Here is a 22,272-nt window from a genome sequence, read left to right as displayed (position 1 = left end):
CTTAAGTGTTACCGTTGATGCCGCTCGATTTTCACCTGCATTAAAAGCAAAAAAGCGATACTAAAAGTAAGGCATTAACATTATGAAAAAAGTGACTGCCATGCTCTTCACCATGGCCGTTGGGCTGAATGTTGTCTCGATGGCGGCAAAAGCGAAAGCGGCGGAAGAGCAGGAAACGGATGTACTGTTGATTGGCGGCGGCATCATGAGCGCCACGCTGGGAACCTATTTACAGGAGCTGGAACCGCAATGGTCAATGACCATGGTTGAGCGACTGGATGGTGTAGCGCAGGAAAGCTCAAACGGCTGGAATAACGCCGGAACAGGCCACTCCGCACTGATGGAGCTGAACTACACGCCTAAAAAGGCCGACGGTAGCATCAGCATTGAAAAGGCAGTCGAAATCAACGAAGCCTTCCAGATCTCCCGCCAGTTTTGGGCCTATCAGGTCAATAATGGCGTAATGCATGAACCACGCTCATTTATCACCACCGTTCCGCACATGAGTTTTGTCTGGGGTGACGAGAACGTGAACTTCCTGCGTGCCCGTTACACCGCACTGCAGCAGAGCACGTTATTCCGTGGTATGCGTTATTCCGAAGATCACGCGCAGATTAAAGAGTGGGCGCCGCTGGTCATGGAAGGCCGCGATCCGAAGCAGAAAGTCGCGGCAACGCGTACCGAGATTGGTACTGACGTAAACTACGGCGAAATCACGCGCCAGCTGATTGCCTCGTTGCAGAAAAAGCCCAACTTTGCGCTGCAGCTGAGTACCGAAGTGCGTGGCTTTAAACGCAATGCCGACAATAGCTGGACCGTCACGGTCGCCGATCTGAAAAATAACGAAGCGGAACACGATATCAAGGCGAAGTTTGTCTTTATCGGTGCCGGTGGTGCTGCGCTGAAGCTGTTGCAGGAAACCGACATTCCTGAAGCAAAAGGTTATGCCGGATTCCCGGTTGGCGGGCAGTTCCTGGTTGCGGATAATCCGGACGTGGTGAATCGCCACCTGGCGAAAGTGTACGGTCAGGCCTCCGTTGGCGCGCCGCCGATGTCCGTGCCGCACATCGATACCCGTATCCTTGATGGCAAACGCGTTGTACTGTTTGGGCCATTCGCGACATTCTCCACCAAGTTCCTGAAAAACGGTTCATTGTGGGATCTGCTCAGCTCGACCACCACCTCGAACTTTATGCCGATGGTCAACGTGGGTCTGGATAACTTCGATCTGGTGAAATATCTGGTAAGCCAGGTGATGCTCAGCGATGACGACCGTTTTGCCGCGCTGCAAGAGTACTATCCGCAGGCGAAAAAAGAAGACTGGCGTTTATGGCAGGCGGGCCAGCGTGTGCAGATCATTAAAAGTGATGCGGAGAAGGGCGGTGTGCTGCGTCTGGGTACCGAAGTCGTCAGCGATAAAGAGGGCACAATTGCCGCGCTGCTGGGCGCTTCTCCGGGTGCATCAACCGCGGCGCCGATTATGCTGCATCTGATGGAAAAAGTGTTTAAAGATAAAGTGGCCAGCCCTGAATGGCAGGCGAAACTGAAAACCATTATTCCGTCTTATGGTACCAAGCTGAACGGTAACGTTGAAGCTACGGAACAAGAGCTGCAATACACCAGTGATGTTCTGGGGCTGAAATATGACAAGCCGCAGGCTGCTGATGAAGCGCCGAAACCTCAGCTGAAACCTCAGGCGCAACCGCAGCCTGAGCAGAAAGCTGTAGCGGATATCGCACTGTAAATAAAATGCCGGATAAGGCGGTACGCCGCCCTCCGGCACATTCTCACTTATCGTGCGACTGCGTCCTGAATCTTCTCTTCCGCTTTCCAGATACGGTATTTCACTTCCACGTTCTCCGGCGTATAGACCACAATCGGTAACTTGCTGTTGTAGCGCAGCATGCCGTCATCACCCAGATACGCGGTAATAAATTTCTTCTCTTTCTTACCGTCCGGGCAGGCCATCATGGTTGAAACCGGAGACGTCACTTTGTCGAAGACATAGTAGTCATATCCCCAACCTTCCAGCGTTTTGCTGTCCAGTTCTCCGCCCAGGCGGTGTTGGTTGCAGTCAACTTCCAGCGTTTGTCCGATCAGCAGTTCTACTTTCAGAGTAGATTCATCTTTCTCAGGAGTAAGCTGGATAACCTGGCGCTTCATACCCTTTTCCGCCTTAGGATAAGGGGCGACTTTTTCCAGCGGCTGAGCGCCGGCATCGTTACTGGCAGCCCATGCAGAGGCGCTGGCAAAGGCGGCGAAAAGTACGGCAGGGACAATTGTTTTCATCTTATTGTTCACAGTGTTTCCTTTCTTCTGTCTTATGAACGAGTCTGGGGCAGGTTAACATATTTACATAATCGATTAATCTGTATTTACTTATATTTTAAGTGTATTTGGTAGATGTCTGCTTTCAGGGTAGCGATATATTCTAAGAATAATCTTAATTATAAGATCATTCTCTTTTTGAGTTGTTCGTTATATACGGTTTTATATAACTCATTGAAATGTGAGCAAAAGCGCATTTTTTCCCGCCAACTCAACACTCCTTTGATCCGGCAACAGCATTTACCCCGATTGGGGTATGCACCTCTAACACATCCTGAAATATCTTACGACTAAAAATAACTACTCATAAATAGTGCAGTTTTTTATGTCGTTCAACCCACCAGGGGAGGGCGTCATTATGGAAGGACAATGTCATGGTTGATTTATCCCGTCGAGGCATGTTGACAGGCAGTTGGCGAAACGCCAACTCAGGGATCCGTCCGCCCTGGAGCAAGGAAGACTCTCACTTTCTGGCCCATTGCCTTCGTTGTGACGCCTGCATCCAGGCGTGTGAAACCGACATCCTGCAGCGAGGCCAGGGCGGTTACCCGAGCGTAAATTTCAAACACGGCGAGTGTAGCTTTTGCTATGCCTGCGCAGAGGCCTGTTCTGAATCCCTTTTTCTTCCGCGCCACACCAGGGCATGGGATCTGAATTTTACGATTGGGGAAAACTGTCTCGCACATCAGTCCGTTGAATGTCATCGCTGTCAGGATAGCTGTGAGCCCATGGCCATAACCTTTCGTCCCACGCTGTCCGGCATTTATCAGCCGCAGCTCGACAATCAGGACTGTAACGGATGTGGCGCATGTGTCGCTATCTGCCCGGTATCAGCCATTAACGCGGAGTACAACCATGGACAATAACTGGCAGGTCTGCAGCCTGGTCGTTCAGGCCAAAAGTCAGCATATCAATGATATCGCCACGCAGTTGCGTTCGTTCCCAGGTTGCGAAGTTGCACTCAGCGATGTGGAAAGCGGTCAACTGATCGTGGTGGTGGAAGCTGAGCACAGCGAAACGTTAATGAAAACTATTGAGTCAGTGCGCAACGTTGCGGGCGTGCTGGCGGTGTCGCTGGTTTATCACCAGCAGGATGAGCAAGGTGAGGAAACACCATGAAACTCAGTCGTCGTAGCTTTATGAAAGCTAACGCCGTTGCGGCCGCTGCGGCGGCTGCCGGGTTAAGCGTGCCGGGCGTAGCCCGTGCGGTAGTCGGTCAGCAAGAAGCTATCAAATGGGACAAAGCCCCGTGCCGTTTTTGCGGGACGGGCTGTGGCGTATTGGTCGGGACGCAGCAAGGGCGTGTTGTGGCATGCCAGGGCGATCCGGATGCGCCGGTTAACCGTGGGCTTAACTGCATCAAAGGTTACTTCCTGCCGAAAATCATGTACGGAAAAGACCGTTTAACGCAGCCGATGCTGCGCATGAAGGACGGTAAGTATCACAAAGAAGGCGAGTTCACCCCGATTAGCTGGGATCAGGCCTTTGACGTGATGGAAGAGAAATTCAAAACGTCCCTGAAAGAGAAAGGCCCGGAGTCTATCGGTATGTTCGGCTCGGGTCAGTGGACGATTTGGGAAGGTTATGCCGCTGCCAAATTGTTTAAGGCGGGTTTCCGTTCGAATAACATCGACCCGAACGCGCGTCACTGCATGGCGTCAGCGGTAGTCGGCTTTATGCGTACCTTCGGTATGGATGAACCGATGGGCTGCTATGACGATATCGAGCATGCAGATGCTTTCGTCCTGTGGGGCGCGAATATGGCGGAGATGCACCCGATCCTGTGGTCGCGCATCACCAACCGTCGTCTGTCCGATCCCAATGTTAATGTCGCGGTGCTCTCCACCTTCCAGCACCGCAGCTTTGAGCTGGCGGATAACGGCATGGTCTTCACGCCGCAAACCGATCTGGTGATCCTCAACTACATCGCTAACTACATCATTCAAAACAATGCGATCAACCAGGATTTCTTTAGCAAGCACGTTAATCTGCGTAAAGGTGTGACGGACATTGGCTACGGCCTGCGTCCAACCCATCCGCTGGAAAAAGCGGCGAAAAACCCGGGATCCGATGCCTCTGAGCCGATGAGCTTTGAAGACTACAAAGCCTTTGTTGCCGAGTACACGCTGGATAAAACCGCCGAAATGACCGGCGTACCGAAAGATCAGCTGGAACAGCTGGCGCAGCTGTATGCCGATCCGAAGAAAAAAGTCATCTCCTACTGGACGATGGGCTTCAACCAGCATACCCGCGGCGTGTGGGCCAACAACCTGGTCTATAACCTGCACCTGTTGACCGGTAAAATCTCCCAGCCAGGCTGCGGTCCGTTCTCTTTGACCGGTCAGCCTTCCGCCTGCGGTACCGCGCGTGAAGTCGGTACGTTCTCCCACCGTCTGCCTGCGGACATGGTGGTTACGAACGAAAAACACCGCGATATCTGCGAGAAGCACTGGAATATTCCGGCGGGGACCATTCCGGCAAAAATCGGTCTGCATGCCGTGGCACAAGACCGTGCGCTGAAAGATGGCAAGCTCAATGTCTACTGGGCGATGTGTACCAACAACATGCAGGCCGGTCCGAACATCAACGAAGAGCGTATGCCGGGCTGGCGCGATCCGCGCAACTTCATCATCGTCTCCGATCCGTACCCGACGGTCAGCGCTCTGTCGGCCGACCTGATCCTGCCGACCGCGATGTGGGTAGAGAAAGAAGGTGCTTACGGTAACGCGGAACGCCGTACACAGTTCTGGCGTCAGCAGATTAAAGCGCCGGGTGAATCGAAATCGGATCTGTGGCAACTGGTGCAGTTCTCTCGTCGCTTCAAAACAGAAGAAGTGTGGCCGGAAGCGCTGTTGGCACAGAAACCGGAACTGCGCGGAAAAACGCTGTATGACGTACTGTTTGCCACGCCTGCAGTGACGAAATTCCCGGTGGCTGAACTGGCTGAAGATCAGCTGAACGATGAATCCCGCGAGCTGGGCTTCTATCTGCAAAAAGGACTGTTCGAAGAGTACGCCTGGTTTGGTCGCGGTCACGGGCATGACCTTGCGCCATTTGACGATTACCACAAAGCGCGCGGTTTACGCTGGCCGGTCGTTGGGGGCAAAGAGACCCAGTGGCGCTACAGCGAAGGCAACGACCCTTACGTGAAAGCGGGCGAAAGCTACAAGTTCTACGGTAAGCCGGACGGCAAAGCGGTCATCTTCGCGCTGCCATTTGAACCTGCCGCAGAAGCGCCGGATAAAGAGTACGACCTGTGGCTGTCTACCGGACGTGTGCTGGAGCACTGGCATACCGGCAGCATGACGCGTCGCGTACCTGAGCTGCACCGTGCTTTCCCGGAAGCTGTGCTGTTTATCCATCCGCTGGATGCAAAAGCACGCGATCTGCGCCGTGGCGACAAAGTCAAAGTGGTTTCCCGTCGTGGTGAAGTTATCTCGATAGTTGAAACGCGCGGGCGTAACCGTCCACCGCAGGGGCTGGTCTACATGCCGTTCTTCGACGCCGCACAGCTGGTGAACAACCTGACGCTGGATGCGACGGATCCGCTCTCCAAAGAGACGGATTTCAAGAAGTGCGCTGTGAAACTGGCGAAGGTGTAACGCGTTATGTCCCGGTCAGCAAAACCCCAAAATGGCCGCCGCCGCTTTCTGCGCGATATGGTTCGCGCAGCGGGCGGACTGGCCGTCGTTGGCGTGGCGCTGGGGTTGCAACAGCAAACCGCACGTGCAACCGGCGTGCGGCTACGCCCGCCAGGCGCACTGAGCGAGGAGGCATTCGCCAGTGCCTGCGTGCGCTGTGGTCAGTGCGTTCAGGCCTGCCCGTATGACACGCTGAAGCTGGCGACGCTTGCCTCAGGGCTGGCTGCTGGTACGCCGTATTTTGTCGCGCGTGATATTCCCTGCGAAATGTGTGAAGACATTCCGTGCGCCAAAGTTTGCCCCAGCGGTGCGTTGGACAGGGACATTGAATCTATTGACGATTCACGCATGGGGCTGGCGGTACTGCTGGATCACGAAAACTGCCTCAACTATCAGGGATTACGCTGCGACGTTTGCTATCGCGAATGCCCGAAAATCGATGAGGCTATCACCCTGGAGCTGGACCGCAACATGCGTACCGGCAAGCATGCGCGGTTTATTCCGACCGTACACAGCGACGCCTGTACCGGCTGCGGGAAATGCGAAAAAGTGTGCGTCCTGGAGCAGCCAGCAATAAAAGTGCTGCCCCTGTCGCTGGCGAAAGGGGAGTTAGGACACCATTACCGCTTCGGTTGGCTGGAGGGGAACAATGGCAAATCGTAAACGTGACGCCGGGCGTGAAGCGCAGGCAAAAAAAGGATGGTGGAAGAGTCATCGCTGGCTGGTGCTGCGTCGTCTGAGCCAGTTTCTGATACTGGCGATGTTCCTTAGCGGCCCGTGGCTTGGCGTCTGGATCCTGCATGGCAATTACAGTAGCAGCCTGTTGCTGGACTCCATCCCGTTCACCGATCCGCTGATTACCCTGCAAAGCCTGGCCAGCGGACACCTGCCGGCGACGGTTGCGTTAACGGGGGCGGTCATCATCACGGTGCTGTATGCCCTGGCGGGTAAGCGACTGTTTTGCAGTTGGGTTTGTCCCATGAACCCTGTCACCGATTTAGCCAGCTGGTTGCGCAGAAGGTTTGACCTGAATCAGTCTGCAACCCTGCCGCGCCATATACGGTACGTCCTGCTGGTGGTTATCCTGGTCGGTTCCGCCGTGACCGGTACGCTGCTGTGGGAGTGGATAAACCCAGTCTCTCTGCTCGGACGGAGCCTGGTCATGGGATTTGGCAGCGGGGCGCTGCTGATCCTCGCGCTGTTTTTATTTGATCTACTGGTCGTTGAGCATGGCTGGTGCGGGCATCTTTGCCCACTGGGTGCGCTGTATAGCGTGGTGGGGAGTAAAGGTGCATTAACCGTTTCGGCAAAAGAACGTAACAGATGTAACCGCTGTATGGATTGTTTTCATGTTTGCCCGGAACCGCATGTGCTACGTGCGCCGGTGCTGGATGAGCAAAGTCCGGTGCAGGTAACCAGCCGCGATTGCATGGCCTGCGGTCGCTGTGTGGATGTCTGTTCTGAGGATGTTTTTACAATAACAACACGATGGAGTTCGGGAGCGAAATCATGAAAAGCCATGACCTGATTAAAGCGCTGAGTCAATGGACGGCTGCGCTGGCCCTGGTAGTCAGTGGGGCCGTTTGGGCTGCAAACGGAGTGGATCTGAGTCAGTCACCGGAAGTCTCAGGGACACAAGAAGGGGCGATTCGCATGCCGAAAGAGCAAGTGCGTATGCCGCTGAACTATGTGAATCAGCCGCCGATGGTTCCGCACAGCGTTGAAGGGTATCAGGTGACGACTAACACTAACCGCTGCCTGCAATGTCACGGTGTGGAAAGCTATCGCACCACCGGTGCGCCACGTATCAGTCCGACGCACTTTATGGACAGCGACGGTAAGGTATTGGCTGAAGTCGCGCCGCGTCGTTATTTCTGCCTGCAATGTCACGTTCCGCAGGCTGACGCCGCGCCAATTGTTGAAAATACCTTCACCCCCTCGAAAGGTTACGGGAAATAAGAGGTCATTATGGAAAATTCTAACCGTAAACCAGGCTGGATTAAGCGCGTCTGGCAATGGTGGCGTCGCCCCAGCCGTCTGGCGCTCGGCACGCTGTTGTTAATCGGCTTTGTGGGCGGCATTATTTTCTGGGGCGGCTTTAATACCGGTATGGAAAAGGCCAATACAGAAGAGTTCTGCATTAGCTGTCACGAAATGCGCAATACGGTGTACCAGGAATACATGGAAACCGTACACTACAACAACCGTAGTGGTGTGCGAGCGACTTGCCCTGATTGCCACGTCCCACATGAGTGGGGGCCGAAAATGATTCGTAAGATCAAGGCCAGTAAAGAGCTGTACGCGAAAGCACTGGGGCTGATAGATACACCGCAGAAATTTGAAGACCATCGTTTAACGATGGCGCAAAATGAGTGGCGGCGTATGAAAGATAACAATTCGCAAGAGTGTCGAAACTGTCACAACTTCGAGTTTATGGATTTAACCGCCCAGAAAGGCGTTGCGGCCAAAATGCACGACCAGGCCGTGAAAGACGGGCAAACCTGTATTGACTGTCATAAAGGGATAGCGCACAAACTGCCTGATATGCGCGAAGTCAAACCGGGATTTTAACAGGATGTAGATAACCAGGTATGCTTGAAGCCAGAGAATTACTTTGCGAGCGGGATGACAGAATACTGTTCAGCGATTTGTCATTTCGCGTCAACGCAGGGGAATGGGTACAAATTACCGGCAGCAACGGCGCAGGGAAAACCACTTTGCTGCGGTTACTTACCGGGCTGGCGCGTCCCGACGCAGGGGAGGTTTGCTGGCAAGAGCAACCGCTGCATCACGTGCGGGACAGCTACCATCAACAACTGCTGTGGATCGGACATCAGCCGGGGATAAAAACCCGGCTTTCGGCGTTGGAAAACCTGCGTTTCTTTCACCATGACGGCGACGTCGCACAGTGTCTGGCTGCGCTGGCGCAGGCGGGGCTTGCCGGATATGAAGATATCCCGGTGAATCAACTCTCCGCCGGACAACAGAGGCGCGTGGCGCTGGCCCGTTTGTGGCTGACTCGCGCCCGGCTGTGGATCCTCGACGAACCCTTTACCGCCATTGATGTGAACGGCGTTGAGCGACTGACTCAGCGTATGGCGCAGCATACGGAGCAGGGCGGTATTGTTATTCTCACCACCCACCAACCGCTCAATGTCGAGACCGATAAAGTGCGACGTATTGCGCTGACCAGCGAGAGGGCAACGCAATGATGTGGCGAATCTTCCGTTTAGAACTACGAGTTGCGTTTCGTCATAGTGCGGAAATCGCCAATCCTTTATGGTTCTTCCTGATTGTTATTACGCTGTTCCCGCTGAGCATTGGGCCGGAGCCGCAACTGCTGGCGCGTATTGCACCGGGCATCATCTGGGTTGCGGCGCTGCTGGCGTCGTTGCTGGCGCTGGAGCGCCTGTTTCGTGATGATCTGCAGGACGGCAGCCTTGAGCAACTGATGCTGCTGCCGCTGCCGCTGCCGGCAGTGGTGCTGGCGAAAGTGATGGCGCACTGGGTCGTGACCGGCCTGCCGCTGCTGATCCTCTCGCCGCTGGTGGCGTTGCTGCTGGGTATGGATATGTACGGCTGGAAAATTATGGCGCTGACCTTGTTACTCGGGACGCCTACGCTGGGCTTCCTCGGCGCGCCGGGCGTGGGGTTGACGGTGGGCTTAAAGCGCGGCGGCGTGCTGTTAAGCGTACTGGTACTCCCGCTCACCATACCCTTACTGATTTTTGCGACCGCGGCGATGGATGCGGCTTCCATGCACTTACCGGTTGAAGGGTACATGGCGATTCTGGGCGCGTTGCTGGTCGGCAGCGCCACGCTAAGCCCGTTTGCCACAGCTGCGGCGTTACGGATAAGCGTGCAGTAGCGCAGTTGAGATATGCAGGCCGGGCAAGGTGCTCCGGCACAATGGATATTAATTTACGGAGTCTGGTGACTGAACTATGTGGAAAACACTTCATCAATTGGCGATGCCTCCTCGGCTCTATCAGATCTGCGGCTGGTTTATCCCGTGGCTGGCGATTGCCAGCGCGGTGGTACTGATAACCGGATTGATCTGGGGCTTTGGCTTCGCGCCTGCGGATTATCAGCAGGGGCAGAGCTATCGCATTATTTATCTGCACGTTCCGGCAGCAATCTGGTCGATGGGTATTTATGCATCGATGGCCGTTGCCGCGTTTATTGGCCTGGTCTGGCAGATGAAAATGGCCAATCTGGCGCTGGCCGCGATGGCGCCCATTGGTGCCGTGTTTACCTTTATTGCGCTGGTGACGGGCTCTGCATGGGGCAAACCGATGTGGGGCACCTGGTGGGTCTGGGATGCCCGACTCACCTCTGAACTGGTATTGCTGTTTCTCTACGTCGGCGCCATTGCGCTGTGGCATGCCTTTGACGACCGCCGTCTGGCTGGTCGCGCTGCCGGCATTCTGGTGCTGATTGGCGTGGTCAACTTACCGATTATTCACTACTCGGTCGAGTGGTGGAATACGCTGCATCAGGGGTCGACCCGTATGCAGCAGAGTATCGATCCGGCAATGCGCGCGCCGCTGCGTCTGGCGATCGTCGGCTACCTGTTACTGTTTGTCACGCTGGCGCTGATGCGCATGCGTAACCTGATTTTGATGATGGAAAAACGCCGCCCGTGGGTGAGCGAACTGATCTTAAAAAGAGGCCGCCAATGACCCCTGCATTTGCATCATGGAGTGATTTTTTCGCGATGGGCGGTTACGCCTTGTATGTCTGGCTGGCTGTGGCGATGAGCATTGTCCCGCTGGTGGCGCTGGTGCTGCATTCTGCGTTACAGCATCGTGCAATCTTACGCGGTGTCGCGCAGCAGCGGGCGAGAGAAGCGCGCATGCGCGCGGCGCAAGTGCAACGGGAGGCGGCGTGAATATTCGACGTAAAAATCGGTTATGGATAGCCTGCGCGGTCCTGGCAGGTCTGGCTTTGACCATTTCGCTGGTGCTCTACGCGCTGCGTTCCAATATCGATCTGTTCTATACGCCGGGAGAGATACTCTACGGTAAGCGCGAAACGCAGCAAATGCCTGAAGTCGGCCAGCGCCTGCGCGTGGGCGGTATGGTTATGCCTGGCAGCGTAAAGCGCGATCCGCAGTCGCTGAAGGTGAATTTCAGCATCTATGATGCCGAAGGTGTGGTGGATGTCACCTATGAAGGCATTCTGCCGGATCTGTTCCGCGAAGGGCAGGGCGTCGTCGTTCAGGGCGAACTGGACGGGGGAAATCATGTGCAGGCCAAAGAAGTGCTTGCTAAACATGATGAAAATTACACCCCGCCGGAAGTCGAAAAAGCGATGCAGGAAAACCACCGTCGCCCGGAAAGTGTTTATAAGGATAAAACGTCATGATGCCTGAAATTGGCAATGCGCTGTTGTGCCTTGCGCTTGGCGTTGCATTACTGCTGTCGGTCTATCCGCTGTGGGGCGTAGCGCGCGGCGACGTGCGGATGATGGTCTCCGCGCGTCCCTTTGCCTGGGTACTGTTTATCTGTGTGATGGGGGCGTTCCTGATTCTGGTCAACGCCTTCGTGGTTAATGACTTTACCGTGACCTACGTCGCCAGCAACTCCAACACCCAGCTTCCGGTCTGGTATCGGGTGGCGGCGACGTGGGGGGCGCATGAAGGCTCGTTGCTGCTGTGGGTGTTGCTGATGAGCGGCTGGACGTTCGCCGTTGCGGCGTTCAGCCAGCGCATGCCGCTGGATATCGTCGCCCGCGTGCTGGCGGTCATGGGAATGGTCAGCGTCGGTTTCCTGCTATTTATTCTGTTTACCTCCAACCCGTTTGCCCGCACGTTGCCGAACTTCCCGATTGAAGGACGTGACCTGAACCCGCTGTTGCAGGATCCGGGGCTGATTTTCCATCCGCCGCTGCTGTACATGGGGTATGTCGGCTTCTCGGTTGCCTTTGCGTTTGCGATTGCTGCGCTGATGAGCGGTCGACTGGACAGCACATTCGCCCGTTTTTCGCGTCCGTGGACGCTGGCGGCGTGGGTGTTTCTGACGCTGGGCATTGTGCTCGGTTCGGCCTGGGCCTATTACGAGCTGGGCTGGGGCGGCTGGTGGTTCTGGGATCCGGTTGAAAACGCCTCGTTTATGCCATGGCTGGTGGGAACGGCGCTGATGCACTCGTTGTCGGTAACCGAACAGCGCGCCAGCTTTAAAGCCTGGACGCTGTTGCTGTCAATCTGCGCATTCTCACTTTGTCTGTTAGGTACTTTCCTGGTGCGCTCCGGCGTACTGGTGTCGGTGCATGCTTTCGCCTCCGATCCGTCGCGCGGGATGTTTATTCTGGCCTTTATGGTGCTGGTAATTGGCGGCTCCCTGCTGCTGTTTGCGGTGCGCGGTCACAAGGTTCGCTCACGGGTAAACAACGCGCTGTGGTCGCGTGAATCACTGCTGCTGGGGAATAACGTCCTGCTGATTGCCGCCATGCTGGTGGTGCTACTGGGCACGCTGCTGCCGCTGGTGCACAAACAGCTGGGGCTGGGCAGCATTTCGATTGGCGAGCCGTTTTTCAACACCATGTTCACCTGGCTGATGGCGCCGTTCGCACTGTTGTTGGGGATTGGGCCATTAGTGCGCTGGGGCCGTGACCGACCGCGTAAACTGAAAACGTTATTGCTTATCGCGTTTGTCACCACCCTTGTTCTGTCGCTGCTGCTGCCGTGGCTGCTTGAGGATCGCATTGCCGCCATGACAGTGGTGGGGCTGGCGATGGCATGCTGGATATTCGTACTGGCGATGTCCGAAGCGTTCCTGCGTATTTCCCGTGGGACAAAGCTGACGCCAAGCTACTGGGGCATGGTATCGGGTCACGTCGGGCTGGCGATTACCATTGTTGGTATTGCCTTTAGCCAGAACTACAGCGTTGAACGCGATGTGCGCATGAAAGCGGGTGATAGCGTTAGTATCCATAACTATCAGTTCACTTTCCGCGAAGTGAAAGATATTACCGGGCCAAACTACCGGGGTGGCGTTGCCATTATTGGCGTTACCCGAGATGGTAAGCCAGAAGCTACGCTGCATGCGGAAAAACGCTTCTATAACAGCACCAGTTCGATGATGACCGAAGCGGCAATTGACGGCGGATTCACGCGCGATCTGTACGCTGCGCTGGGTGAAGAACTGGATAATGGCGCATGGGCTGTACGCCTGTACTACAAACCGTTTATTCGCTGGATTTGGGCCGGAGGATTGCTGATGGCGCTGGGCGGGTTGTTCTGCCTGTTTGATCCACGCTATCGCCAGCGGACGCGTCCTCGCGCCGCGGTGCAAAAAAATGCGTCGGAGGCTGTATGAAGCGCAACGCACTGTTAATTCCGTTTATTATTTTTCTCATCATTGCGGCGGCGCTGTTGTGGCAGCTCGCGCGTAACGCTCAGGGGGACGATCCCACTAATCTGGAATCGGCGCTGATCGGCAAACCTGTTCCGACATTCCGCCTGGAGTCACTGGAAAATCCGGGTCAGCACTATCAGGCCGATGTGCTGACGCAGGGCAAACCGGTATTGCTGAACGTCTGGGCGACCTGGTGCCCAACCTGTCGCGCCGAGCATCAGTATCTGAATCAGCTGTCTGCGCAAGGCGTGCGGGTAGTGGGTCTGAACTATAAAGATGATCGTCAGAAAGCCATTGTCTGGCTGAAAGAGCTGGGTAATCCTTACTCATTAAGTCTGTTTGACGGCGACGGTATGCTCGGTCTGGATCTTGGCGTGTACGGTGCTCCTGAGACGTTCCTGATCGACGGCAAAGGCATTATTCGCTATCGCCATGCCGGCGATCTGAACGCCCGGGTGTGGGAGAGCGAGATCAAACCGTTATGGGACAAGTACAGTAAGGAGGCTGCGCAATGAGATTTTTACTGGGCCTGCTAATGCTGGTTATCTCGGGATCCGCGCTTGCGACTATCGACGTGATGCAGTTTAAGGACGAAGCGCAGGAGCAGCAGTTCCGCCAGCTTACTGAACAACTGCGTTGTCCTAAATGCCAGAACAACAGCATTGCCGATTCTAACTCGATGATTGCCACCGACCTGCGTCAGAAAGTGTACGAACTGATGCAGGAAGGAAAAAGCCAGAAAGAAATTGTCGATTACATGGTGGCGCGCTACGGCAACTTCGTCACTTACGATCCGCCGTTAACGCCGCTCACCGTGCTGCTGTGGGTGATGCCGGTGGTAGCGATTGGTCTGGGGGGCTGGATTATTTTCGCCCGTACTCGCCGACGCGTTCGGGTGAAACAGGAAGAGTTTCCTGACGATGTTATTCCGAATGGCAAGCGCGGTGGATTCGGGTTGTTTGTACCTGGTATCGTGGTGGCGCTGGTGGTTGGCGCAGTAAGCTATTACCAAACCGGCAGCTATAAGCAGGTTCAGGTCTGGCAGCAGGCCACTGCTCAGGCTCCGGCGTTGCTGGAGCGGGCGTTGGATCCGAAAGCGGAACCGCTCAATGAAGAAGATATGGCGCGTCTGGCGCTGGGGCTGCGCACACGTTTACAAGCCGATCCCGCAAATGTTGAAGGCTGGATCATGCTTGGACGCATTGGCATGGTTCTCGGTAACGCCAGTACGGCCACTGAAGCCTATGCCAATGCCTATCGACTGGATCCTAAAAACAGCGATGCGGCGCTGGGCTATGCGGAGGCGCTGACCCGTTCTTCCGATCCTGATGATAACCGTCGGGGAGGGGAGCTGTTACGCCAACTGGTGCGTGGCGAACATGCCAACGTGCGGGTTCTCAGCATGTACGCTTTCAACGCCTTTGAACAGCAGCGCTTTGGCGAGGCGGTTGCGGCGTGGGAGATGATGCTGAAACTATTACCTGCCAACGATACCCGTCGGGCGGTAATAGAACGGAGCATTAAGCAGGCGATGGAGCAGCTAACGCCGCAGGAGAAATAAGTATCCAGAATAGCCCCGATAGCGCTTCGCATATCGGGGCTATCCGGCCTCTTCATGGATTACTGCATTCCACGCGTTTGTAAAAACAGGATAGTGGCAGCAACGCGAGAGCGCACATTGAGTTTGCGCAGCAGGTTGCGAATATGCACTTTCACGGTCTGTTCGGAAATATTCAGCACTGACGCAATCTGTTTGTTCGACAGCCCCTGAGCCAGTTCATGCAATACATCCAGTTCACGTTCGGTGAGAATGCTGAAGGGATCTTCTTGTGCGCCGAACAGATCGCGTTCGCGCAGATATTCGCTGACGCGTGTGCTAAAAGCTTTACCGCCTTTGGCGCCGCTGCGAATGGCCTCCAGCAAGACTTCAGGATCGCTGTCTTTGAGTAAATAACCATCCGCGCCGGCATCAATTAAGGCGTACACATCGCTGGCTGCATCCGAGACGGTAAGAATAATAATTTGCGCGGTGACGCCATCCCGGCGCAGCGCGTTCAGGGTGTCCAGTCCGCTCATGCCTTTCATATTGAGATCCAGCAGGATCACATCCAGGTCCAGACGGTTAGCCAGATCGATAGCGCTGGCACCGTCACCTGCTTCCGCGACTACGTTAAATGCGGGATCCAGTTGCAATAATTGACTAATTCCTCGCCGCATTAGTGGGTGGTCGTCGACAATCAGCACCCGAAAAGGCGTTGCTTCAGGCATACTATTCTCCTGAGTTTTTATTAGTATCATTATTGTTTTCAGCGCATCACTCGTCTAGTTTCATCGCGCTGATGAGAGGGTAAATTTTACCCCAATTTGTGCATGGGTAAGTAGTAAAACCTGTGCTAAAGGCCGGGGTAATAATAAGGAACGTGGAATCGCGGGCATAAAAAAACCAACCATGAAGGTTGGTTTTTCTGGGATTTTTGGTCGGCACGAGAGGATTTGAACCTCCGACCCCCGACACCCCATGACGGTGCGCTACCAGGCTGCGCTACGTGCCGACGCTATGGCTGCTAATACTACTGCTTTCCGCTGCGAATGCAAGGGGAAGCATCGCTAAGTGATTTATAATTAATCAGTTAGCAATAAATCGTTTCTCATCCGTCAGAACCTGTAGCAGCAGGCTTAGCTGCGGTTTCTGATCTTTTATTTTTTCGCCGCGTAAATCATAGGTCTGATAATTACCGTTGTTGTTCAGCACCAGCGTCATCTCTGGCGTGGTAACGGCCATCGTGCTGCCGTCGGCGGCGGTAACCCAGTAATGGCGGCGGTTTGCATTGAACAGATCCTGCCCCTGCGAGTATTCGTTAGCAGGCGTGCTGACGTGCAGCAGGCGCTGCATGAGCGTAGTCATCAGGTCTGTATGATCGGTCAGGCTATTGATGCGTTGGGCAGGCGTTCCCGGCCAGTGAATAACCAGTGGAACCTGCAGATGGCCACGTGACCAGGCAAAATTGTTCTCTTCCTGAGTCAGCGGCACGCCCCGACCTGCGGTAATAATCACCACCGTGTTGTTCAGTTTACCGGAGTCGCGCAGGGCACTAAGAACACGGTTAATATTGGCATCCACATCCTGAGCGGCGCTGGCATAGCGTTTGGCAAAGTTCTTCTGGTTGCTGTTATCAAGGTTCGTCCCGTTAAAGGAGACCCACGAGAACCAGCGGTTATCTTCCTGCGCGTAGCGTCCCAGCCAGTTAATCCACTGGCTTGCGGTTTGTTCGTCAGATTGCGTTTGTACGCTTGGCATGGAGAAGTCTGACAGCAGCGCCTGGCGATACAGCGGGCTGGTAAAGCCATCCGAGGAGAATAGCCCTAACTGGTAACCCTGCTGGTTCAGTGCAGTAATCAGCGCCGCAGGCGTACGGGTCGACAAAATGCCGTCCATGTAGCTTGGCGAGACACCATAGAACAGGCCAAAGATCCCGTTATCCGTGGTGTTGCCTGAGCTCATGTGACGCGTAAACGAGATATTCTGCCCGGCGAATTCAGCCAGCGCAGGCATCTGTTTTTCAAAGCGTGAGTAGTTCAGACCGTCGACGGTAATCAGCAGCACGTTCTGACCGGTGCCCATATCGCGATAGCGCAGTTCGCTGAGCGGGTACTGCACGGAAACCGCTTCCGGATTGCCCTGTTCGATCAGGCGTCGCTGATACTCTTGCGCATCCAGCAGACCATGTTTTTCCAGGAATTTACGTGCCGTCATCGGGTAGGAGAGCGGCAGATTCGCACGCTGCATGGTAATCGGGCGATAGAAATTGGCATCCGCCCAGATATACACCACGTGCGAGGCGATAAAGGAAACGAAGAAGAATGCTGCTAACGGTTTGGCAAAATGGCGACGACGCGTCAGGCTGCGCAGCTTTTGCCAGCTCCAGGTTGCAAACAGCATTTCAATTAACAGAATAACCGGTACGCTGATAAACATCAGTTGCCAGTCACGCGCCGCTTCATTCTGGTCTGGGTTGATGACCAGTTCCCAGACGATCGGATTGAGATGCAGGTGGAAGCGGGTAAAAACTTCGCTGTCGATTAGCAACAGCGTCATGCCAGCCGTCGCCAGAATAGCTGATAAGAATCGCATCAGCCTCTGGGACATGACGATAAACGTCAGGGGAAACAGGATCAGCAGATAGGTGGCGAACACCAGAAAGCTAAAATGCCCGACAACGCTCAGGTAGGAATAAACACGACCTGCAAGGGTTGTCGGCCAGTCGGCGACAAACAGGTAACGGCTACCGAGCACCATGGCCAACAGAATGTTGAACAAGGCAAACCAGTGCCCCCAGCTAACCATCTGGGAGACTTTCTCACGGTAGCGTTGACGATGAGTTACCATAAACTGTTGTTCGTTTCCCCGGAGCAGGCTCTTAATGCGCTTGGTCGTCGTTTACCGAAGACTGCAATGCGCGGGCAAAAGAGTTGGCAATCGCCTGGCGCTGGGCCGGTGCGATGCTTGTATTGATAAGGTTAGTCACCATATTTCCCAGTACCATCAGGGAAAGGTCGGTCGGCGCCTTATGTTTTTCCAGTACGTTGAGCATCTCATTCAGCAGTTGTTCAACGTGTTCGTCACTATAGCGGGAAATTTGTGGCATAAATCGAAATCAGTCTGTTCATGAAAGGGCAACATATTACCGTACAGACAGTTTTTTTTCTGCTTTTTTATCTTCTATTGCGTCACTGCCCGGCAGGTGGTTGAATACCGCCCGGTCTAAAAGGAGAGTTTATCATGAGTCTGGATATCAACCAGATTGCCCTGCACCAGCTTATCAAACGTGACGAGCAGAACCTTGAGCTGGTCTTGCGCGATTCATTACTGGAATCGACAGCGACCGTTGTCGATATGATGGCTGAGTTGCATCGGGTATACAGCGCCAAGAATAAAGCTTATGGCCTGTTTAGCGCAGAGAGTGAACTGGCGCAAACGCTGCGTTTACAGCGTCAGGGCGAAGAGGATTTTCTGGCCTTTAGTCGTGCAGCGACTGGGCGCTTGCGAGACGAACTGGCGAAATATCCTTTTGCTGATGGCGGCATTGTCCTGTTCTGCCATTACCGCTATCTGGCGGTAGAGTATCTGCTGGTCGCCGTGCTGAACAATTTAAGCAGTATGCGCGTCAATGAAAATCTGGATATCAACCCGACGCACTATCTGGATATCAATCATGCGGATATCGTGGCGCGTATTGATTTAACCGAGTGGGAAACCAACCCGGAGTCCACGCGCTATCTGACGTTCCTGAAAGGGCGGGTAGGGCGCAAAGTCGCCGATTTCTTTATGGACTTCCTGGGCGCCAGCGAGGGGCTTAACGCCAAAGCGCAAAACCGCGGCCTGTTGCAGGCGGTCGATGACTTTACCGCCGAGGCGCAACTCGATAAAGCAGAACGCCAGAACGTGCGTCAGCAGGTGTACAGCTACTGCAACGAGCAACTACAGGCCGGTGAAGAGATCGAGTTGGAGTCGCTGTCCAAAGAGCTTTCCGGCGTCAGTGAAGTCAGCTTCAGCGAATTTACCGCTGATAAAGGCTACGAACTGGAAGAGAGCTTCCCGGCAGATCGCAGCACGCTGCGCCAGTTAACCAAATTTGCCGGAAGCGGCGGCGGGTTAACCATCAACTTCGACGCCATGTTACTGGGTGAGCGTATTTTCTGGGATCCAGCCACAGATACTTTGACCATCAAAGGTACGCCGCCGAACCTGCGCGATCAGCTACAGCGTCGTACCTCGGGCGGGAAATAAAGCCGTTTGCCGGATGGGGGCGTTAACGCCTTATCCGGCTTGCGTGATTCATCTTTACCGCCAACAAAATCCCATAAAAAAACCCCGCCGAGGCGGGGTTTTTCTTCAACTTGTAGGCGATTACGCGCGAACGAAGTCGATGTGTGCCAGCTTCGGCTTGAACGGGTGACGCTGTACAGCCTGAGCTTTAACTTTCACTTCTTTACCGTCAACAACGATGGTCAGAACTTCGCTGTAGAATTCAGCTTTAGCTTGCATGTTCATAACTGCATCGTGATCCAGTTCGATAGCAACCGGGGCTTCTGCGCCACCATAGATGATTGCCGGGAACTTGTTAGCGGCACGCAGGCGGCGGCTCGCACCCTTACCCTGCTCTTTACGTACTTCAGCGTTGATAGTAAACATTTAAATCTCTCTTTTATAATTCCTGCTACAGGCGACCCAGCAACAGGTAAGTGATCTGCTTTGCGTATGCAAAAGCGGGCGAGATTCTATACTTAAACGGCTGGTACATCAATCAAAAGTACGATTAACCGCGTAATTCATGTGCCCGACGATAGCGTCCTTCATAATCGAAGACCTTTTCACGGACCTGCCAGTACTGACCTTTCATGCGCGCCACCACGAAATCAGGATGACGTAACAGCGCCTGCTGGGCGAGGATATCGGCGGCGGTTATCCAGCGTAAGGGAATGCCGGGCGTTCGGGTGTGCGGGCGAATAAACAGTTGCTCGAAAGCCGTACGCTGCGCGGGAGTATGCAGGCGAAAGCGTTCGCTAACGTCGGCACCATCTTCATCGTAATAGGTGATTTTTAGCCATTCGCCTTTTTCATCCTGGCCGTTTTGTAACACCATGCCGCTACAGCGCAGGACCAGCGCATCTTTGAGCCTGAGCGCGGCTTTCAGCATGTCATCCGGGTCAACCAGCACCGTGTCGCACTCCCGGCAACGGCGGGCGGCGATATCATTTTCCGCGTTGCATTGTGGGCAGTTTTTAAAACGAAAACGAAAATCGCACTGTTCGCGATGGCCGTCATCATCTTCAAACCACCCCTGACAGCGGCGGCCAAAGTGTTCAATCAGCGTGCCGTCTGCCGTTGTTTTGCCCCAGAAGGTGTTTGCAAACCCGCAGGCGGGACAGAACACCTGCACCGGAACGTTATCGCTTTTCCCTTTCGGCGCACCCACTTCCGGCGCGTAAAGATCGTGCGGGTTACCGGCATAATCGAGGATCAGACAGTCGGTTTTACCCGGTGCCAGGCGCAGGCCGCGACCAACAATTTGTTGGTAAAGGCTAACTGACTCCGTCGGGCGCAGAATGGCGATAAGGTCGACGTGCGGGGCATCGAAGCCAGTGGTCAGGACCGACACATTCACCAGATAGCGAAAGCGCTGGGCTTTGAACTTTTCAATCAGCACATCACGCTCAGCGCCAGGCGTGTCTCCGGTGATTAGCGCGGCATCGTCAGCAGGCAGCAGGCCCAGAATTTCTTTGGCGTGCTCCACTGTGGCGGCGAAAATCATCACCCCTTTGCGCGTCTGGGCAAACTCGACAATCTGGCTGATGATATGCGGCGTTATTCGCTGCTGCTTTTTCAGTTCCTGATTCAGATCTGTTTCGCTAAACAGGCCGTTACTCTGCGCCTGCAGGCGGCTGAAGTCATACTGCACTACCGGCATGTCGAGGCGTTCTGGCGGCGTCAGGTAGCCGTGTTTAATCATGTAACGCAACGGTAATTCATAAATGCAGTCACGAAACAGCGCTTTTTCATCGCCGCGCACCATACCGTGATAATGAAAGTGATAAATCCAGCCTTTGCCCAAACGAAAAGGAGTGGCAGTAAGCCCGAGCAGGCGTAAGTGGGGATTTACTTTGGTCAGGTGAGTGAGGATTTGCTGATATTGACTCTCGTCATCATCACCAATACGGTGACATTCATCGACGATAAGCAGCGAGAATTCTCCCTGAAAGGCGTCAAGATTACGCGCCACCGACTGTACGCTGCCAAATACCACTTTCCCGTGGCTCTCTTTACGCTTCAGACCTGCGGCAAAAATATCGGCTTCCAGCCCCAGCGCGCGATATTTGGCATGGTTTTGCGCGACCAGTTCTTTAACGTGCGCCAGTATCAGCACGCGACCACGCGCCACGCGGGCCAGTTCAGCAATCACCAGGCTTTTTCCCGCACCGGTTGGCAGGACGATAACCGCTGGCGTGCGATGGTGGCGGAAATGGTTGAGCGTGGCATCCACGGCTTCTTTTTGGTACGGGCGAAGAGTAAAAATCATGGGCTCATTAAGGTAAGCAGCAACAATGTATAGTATGCCATGAATCATTTCCCTTGAGGGATGGTGTAACGCCGCTATACTGGGCGGATAATCGTCCCACTTTTCGGGCGCAATCCCGCTTCTTGTTTTTTACAGGCAAAAATCACACTCATGCGACTTGATAAATTTATCGCTCAGCAACTCGGCGTCAGCCGCGCTATTGCCGGGCGTGAGATCCGTGCTAACCGCGTTACTGTCGACGGTGAAATCGTCAAAAACAGTGCCTTTAAGCTGCTGCCAGAACACGACGTAGAATATGACGGTAATTCCCTGATTCAACAAAATGGCCCGCGCTATTTTATGCTGAATAAACCTCAGGGTTATGTTTGCTCAACGGATGACCCGGATCACCCGACAGTGCTCTATTTCCTTGATGAGCCGGTTGCCTACAAACTGCATGCGGCAGGGCGTCTGGATATCGACACCACCGGACTGGTGCTGATGACCGATGACGGACAGTGGTCGCATCGCATCACTTCGCCACGTCACCATTGTGAGAAAACCTATCTGGTGACGCTGGAGTCGCCGGTGGCAGATGATACCGCTGAACAGTTTGCCCATGGCGTACAACTGCATAATGAGAAAGACCTGACCAAACCGGCCGTGCTGGAGGTTATTACGCCAACTCAGGTGCGATTGACCATCAGCGAAGGGCGCTATCATCAGGTTAAACGTATGTTTGCCGCCGTCGGTAACCACGTTGTGGAACTGCACCGTGAACGGATTGGTAACATCAAGCTTGATGAGGATCTGGAGCCGGGTGAATACCGTCCATTGACCGAAGAAGAAATCGCCAGCGTTAACTTAACCCCGCGTTAATTTCAGGAG

The 22,272-nt window shown here is 54.4% G+C and carries 24 protein-coding genes and 1 tRNA gene; 18 read left to right on the top strand and 7 right to left on the bottom strand.

Annotated elements, in window-relative coordinates; all coding sequences use genetic code 11:
* The first annotated feature begins 82 nt into the window (after positions 1–82).
* Positions 83–1,744, top strand: a complete 1,662-nt coding sequence (gene mqo / locus GPJ68_RS16695) for a malate dehydrogenase (quinone) (protein WP_016153779.1) — start codon at positions 83–85, stop codon at positions 1,742–1,744.
* Between the two features lie 47 nt (positions 1,745–1,791).
* Here mqo and eco read toward each other — a convergent pair whose 3' ends face one another.
* The gene (gene eco / locus GPJ68_RS16690; protein ID WP_029139607.1) at positions 1,792–2,289 is read right to left on the bottom strand and encodes a serine protease inhibitor ecotin; all 498 of its coding nucleotides are present in this window, start codon (positions 2,287–2,289) and stop codon (positions 1,792–1,794) included.
* A 413-nt stretch (positions 2,290–2,702) separates the two neighbouring features.
* Here eco and napF point away from each other — a divergent pair, with 413 nt between their 5' ends.
* From napF to GPJ68_RS16615, 15 genes are all read left to right on the top strand, one after another.
* Complete coding sequence (gene napF / locus GPJ68_RS16685) at positions 2,703–3,194, top strand: ferredoxin-type protein NapF (RefSeq protein WP_016157008.1); 492 nt, start codon at positions 2,703–2,705, stop codon at positions 3,192–3,194.
* Complete coding sequence (gene napD, locus GPJ68_RS16680; RefSeq protein WP_016153776.1) at positions 3,184–3,447, top strand: chaperone NapD; 264 nt, start codon at positions 3,184–3,186, stop codon at positions 3,445–3,447. The genes napF and napD overlap by 11 nt, the downstream gene beginning before the upstream one ends.
* Entirely contained in the window at positions 3,444–5,930 is a 2,487-nt protein-coding gene (gene napA / locus GPJ68_RS16675) for a nitrate reductase catalytic subunit NapA (protein WP_180836876.1), read from the top strand. The genes napD and napA overlap by 4 nt, the downstream gene beginning before the upstream one ends.
* Before the next feature lie 6 nt (positions 5,931–5,936).
* Positions 5,937–6,632 (top strand): ferredoxin-type protein NapG, encoded by a 696-nt coding sequence (napG, locus tag GPJ68_RS16670; RefSeq protein WP_016153774.1) that lies wholly within the window; start codon positions 5,937–5,939, stop codon positions 6,630–6,632.
* On the top strand, positions 6,619–7,482 hold the full coding sequence (gene napH / locus GPJ68_RS16665) for a quinol dehydrogenase ferredoxin subunit NapH (protein WP_016153773.1): 864 nt from the start codon (positions 6,619–6,621) through the stop codon (positions 7,480–7,482). Before napG ends, napH begins: the two co-directional genes overlap by 14 nt.
* Positions 7,479–7,928, top strand: coding sequence for a nitrate reductase cytochrome c-type subunit (gene napB, locus GPJ68_RS16660; RefSeq protein WP_016153772.1), 450 nt, complete (start codon positions 7,479–7,481; stop codon positions 7,926–7,928). The genes napH and napB overlap by 4 nt, the downstream gene beginning before the upstream one ends.
* A gap of 9 nt (positions 7,929–7,937) precedes the next feature.
* On the top strand, positions 7,938–8,540 hold the full coding sequence (napC, locus tag GPJ68_RS16655; protein WP_003027548.1) for a cytochrome c-type protein NapC: 603 nt from the start codon (positions 7,938–7,940) through the stop codon (positions 8,538–8,540).
* Positions 8,541–8,560: 20 nt separating this feature from the next.
* Complete coding sequence (ccmA, locus tag GPJ68_RS16650; protein ID WP_016153771.1) at positions 8,561–9,181, top strand: cytochrome c biogenesis heme-transporting ATPase CcmA; 621 nt, start codon at positions 8,561–8,563, stop codon at positions 9,179–9,181.
* A complete protein-coding gene (ccmB, locus tag GPJ68_RS16645; protein WP_003027542.1) occupies positions 9,178–9,837 on the top strand; it encodes a heme exporter protein CcmB in 660 nt (219 codons plus the stop codon). Before ccmA ends, ccmB begins: the two co-directional genes overlap by 4 nt.
* 76 nt (positions 9,838–9,913) lie before the next feature.
* Positions 9,914–10,651: a heme ABC transporter permease gene (locus GPJ68_RS16640; RefSeq protein WP_016153769.1), complete on the top strand. Its 738-nt coding sequence runs from the start codon at positions 9,914–9,916 to the stop codon at positions 10,649–10,651.
* Positions 10,648–10,860: a heme exporter protein CcmD gene (gene ccmD, locus GPJ68_RS16635; RefSeq protein ID WP_016153768.1), complete on the top strand. Its 213-nt coding sequence runs from the start codon at positions 10,648–10,650 to the stop codon at positions 10,858–10,860. Before GPJ68_RS16640 ends, ccmD begins: the two co-directional genes overlap by 4 nt.
* A complete protein-coding gene (gene ccmE / locus GPJ68_RS16630; RefSeq protein ID WP_016153767.1) occupies positions 10,857–11,336 on the top strand; it encodes a cytochrome c maturation protein CcmE in 480 nt (159 codons plus the stop codon). The genes ccmD and ccmE overlap by 4 nt, the downstream gene beginning before the upstream one ends.
* Positions 11,333–13,288 (top strand): heme lyase CcmF/NrfE family subunit, encoded by a 1,956-nt coding sequence (locus GPJ68_RS16625; protein ID WP_047359194.1) that lies wholly within the window; start codon positions 11,333–11,335, stop codon positions 13,286–13,288. Before ccmE ends, GPJ68_RS16625 begins: the two co-directional genes overlap by 4 nt.
* Entirely contained in the window at positions 13,285–13,842 is a 558-nt protein-coding gene (gene dsbE, locus GPJ68_RS16620) for a thiol:disulfide interchange protein DsbE (protein WP_003834613.1), read from the top strand. The genes GPJ68_RS16625 and dsbE overlap by 4 nt, the downstream gene beginning before the upstream one ends.
* Entirely contained in the window at positions 13,839–14,888 is a 1,050-nt protein-coding gene (locus tag GPJ68_RS16615; protein ID WP_047359193.1) for a cytochrome c-type biogenesis protein CcmH, read from the top strand. Before dsbE ends, GPJ68_RS16615 begins: the two co-directional genes overlap by 4 nt.
* Positions 14,889–14,947: 59 nt before the next feature.
* Here GPJ68_RS16615 and narP read toward each other — a convergent pair whose 3' ends face one another.
* The 4 genes from narP to GPJ68_RS16595 form a co-directional block, all read right to left on the bottom strand.
* Positions 14,948–15,595, bottom strand: coding sequence for a nitrate/nitrite response regulator protein NarP (gene narP / locus GPJ68_RS16610; protein WP_016153764.1), 648 nt, complete (start codon positions 15,593–15,595; stop codon positions 14,948–14,950).
* Positions 15,596–15,802: 207 nt separating this feature from the next.
* Positions 15,803–15,879: transfer RNA gene (locus tag GPJ68_RS16605), tRNA-Pro, on the bottom strand.
* A 74-nt stretch (positions 15,880–15,953) separates the two neighbouring features.
* Positions 15,954–17,714, bottom strand: a complete 1,761-nt coding sequence (gene yejM, locus GPJ68_RS16600) for an LPS biosynthesis-modulating metalloenzyme YejM (protein ID WP_065554077.1) — start codon at positions 17,712–17,714, stop codon at positions 15,954–15,956.
* A 31-nt stretch (positions 17,715–17,745) separates the two neighbouring features.
* The gene (locus GPJ68_RS16595) at positions 17,746–17,973 is read right to left on the bottom strand and encodes a YejL family protein (protein WP_003027506.1); all 228 of its coding nucleotides are present in this window, start codon (positions 17,971–17,973) and stop codon (positions 17,746–17,748) included.
* Between the two features lie 134 nt (positions 17,974–18,107).
* On the opposite strand from GPJ68_RS16595, the gene yejK reads away from it, so the two are divergent.
* Positions 18,108–19,115 (top strand): nucleoid-associated protein YejK, encoded by a 1,008-nt coding sequence (gene yejK, locus GPJ68_RS16590; RefSeq protein WP_104651221.1) that lies wholly within the window; start codon positions 18,108–18,110, stop codon positions 19,113–19,115.
* Positions 19,116–19,235: 120 nt separating this feature from the next.
* Here yejK and rplY read toward each other — a convergent pair whose 3' ends face one another.
* Together rplY and GPJ68_RS16580 are read right to left on the bottom strand one after the other, a co-directional pair.
* Entirely contained in the window at positions 19,236–19,520 is a 285-nt protein-coding gene (gene rplY, locus GPJ68_RS16585; protein ID WP_016153758.1) for a 50S ribosomal protein L25, read from the bottom strand.
* 124 nt (positions 19,521–19,644) lie between these two features.
* Complete coding sequence (locus tag GPJ68_RS16580; RefSeq protein ID WP_019077249.1) at positions 19,645–21,405, bottom strand: DEAD/DEAH box helicase; 1,761 nt, start codon at positions 21,403–21,405, stop codon at positions 19,645–19,647.
* A gap of 150 nt (positions 21,406–21,555) precedes the next feature.
* On the opposite strand from GPJ68_RS16580, the gene rsuA reads away from it, so the two are divergent.
* Positions 21,556–22,263: a 16S rRNA pseudouridine(516) synthase RsuA gene (gene rsuA, locus GPJ68_RS16575; RefSeq protein ID WP_104651222.1), complete on the top strand. Its 708-nt coding sequence runs from the start codon at positions 21,556–21,558 to the stop codon at positions 22,261–22,263.
* Positions 22,264–22,272: the final 9 nt, after the last annotated feature.

The sequence above is a fragment of the Citrobacter sp. 172116965 genome, assembly GCF_013458095.1.
Classification (GTDB): domain Bacteria; phylum Pseudomonadota; class Gammaproteobacteria; order Enterobacterales; family Enterobacteriaceae; genus Citrobacter; species Citrobacter braakii.
This window is presented reverse-complemented; position numbering and strand designations above follow the sequence as displayed.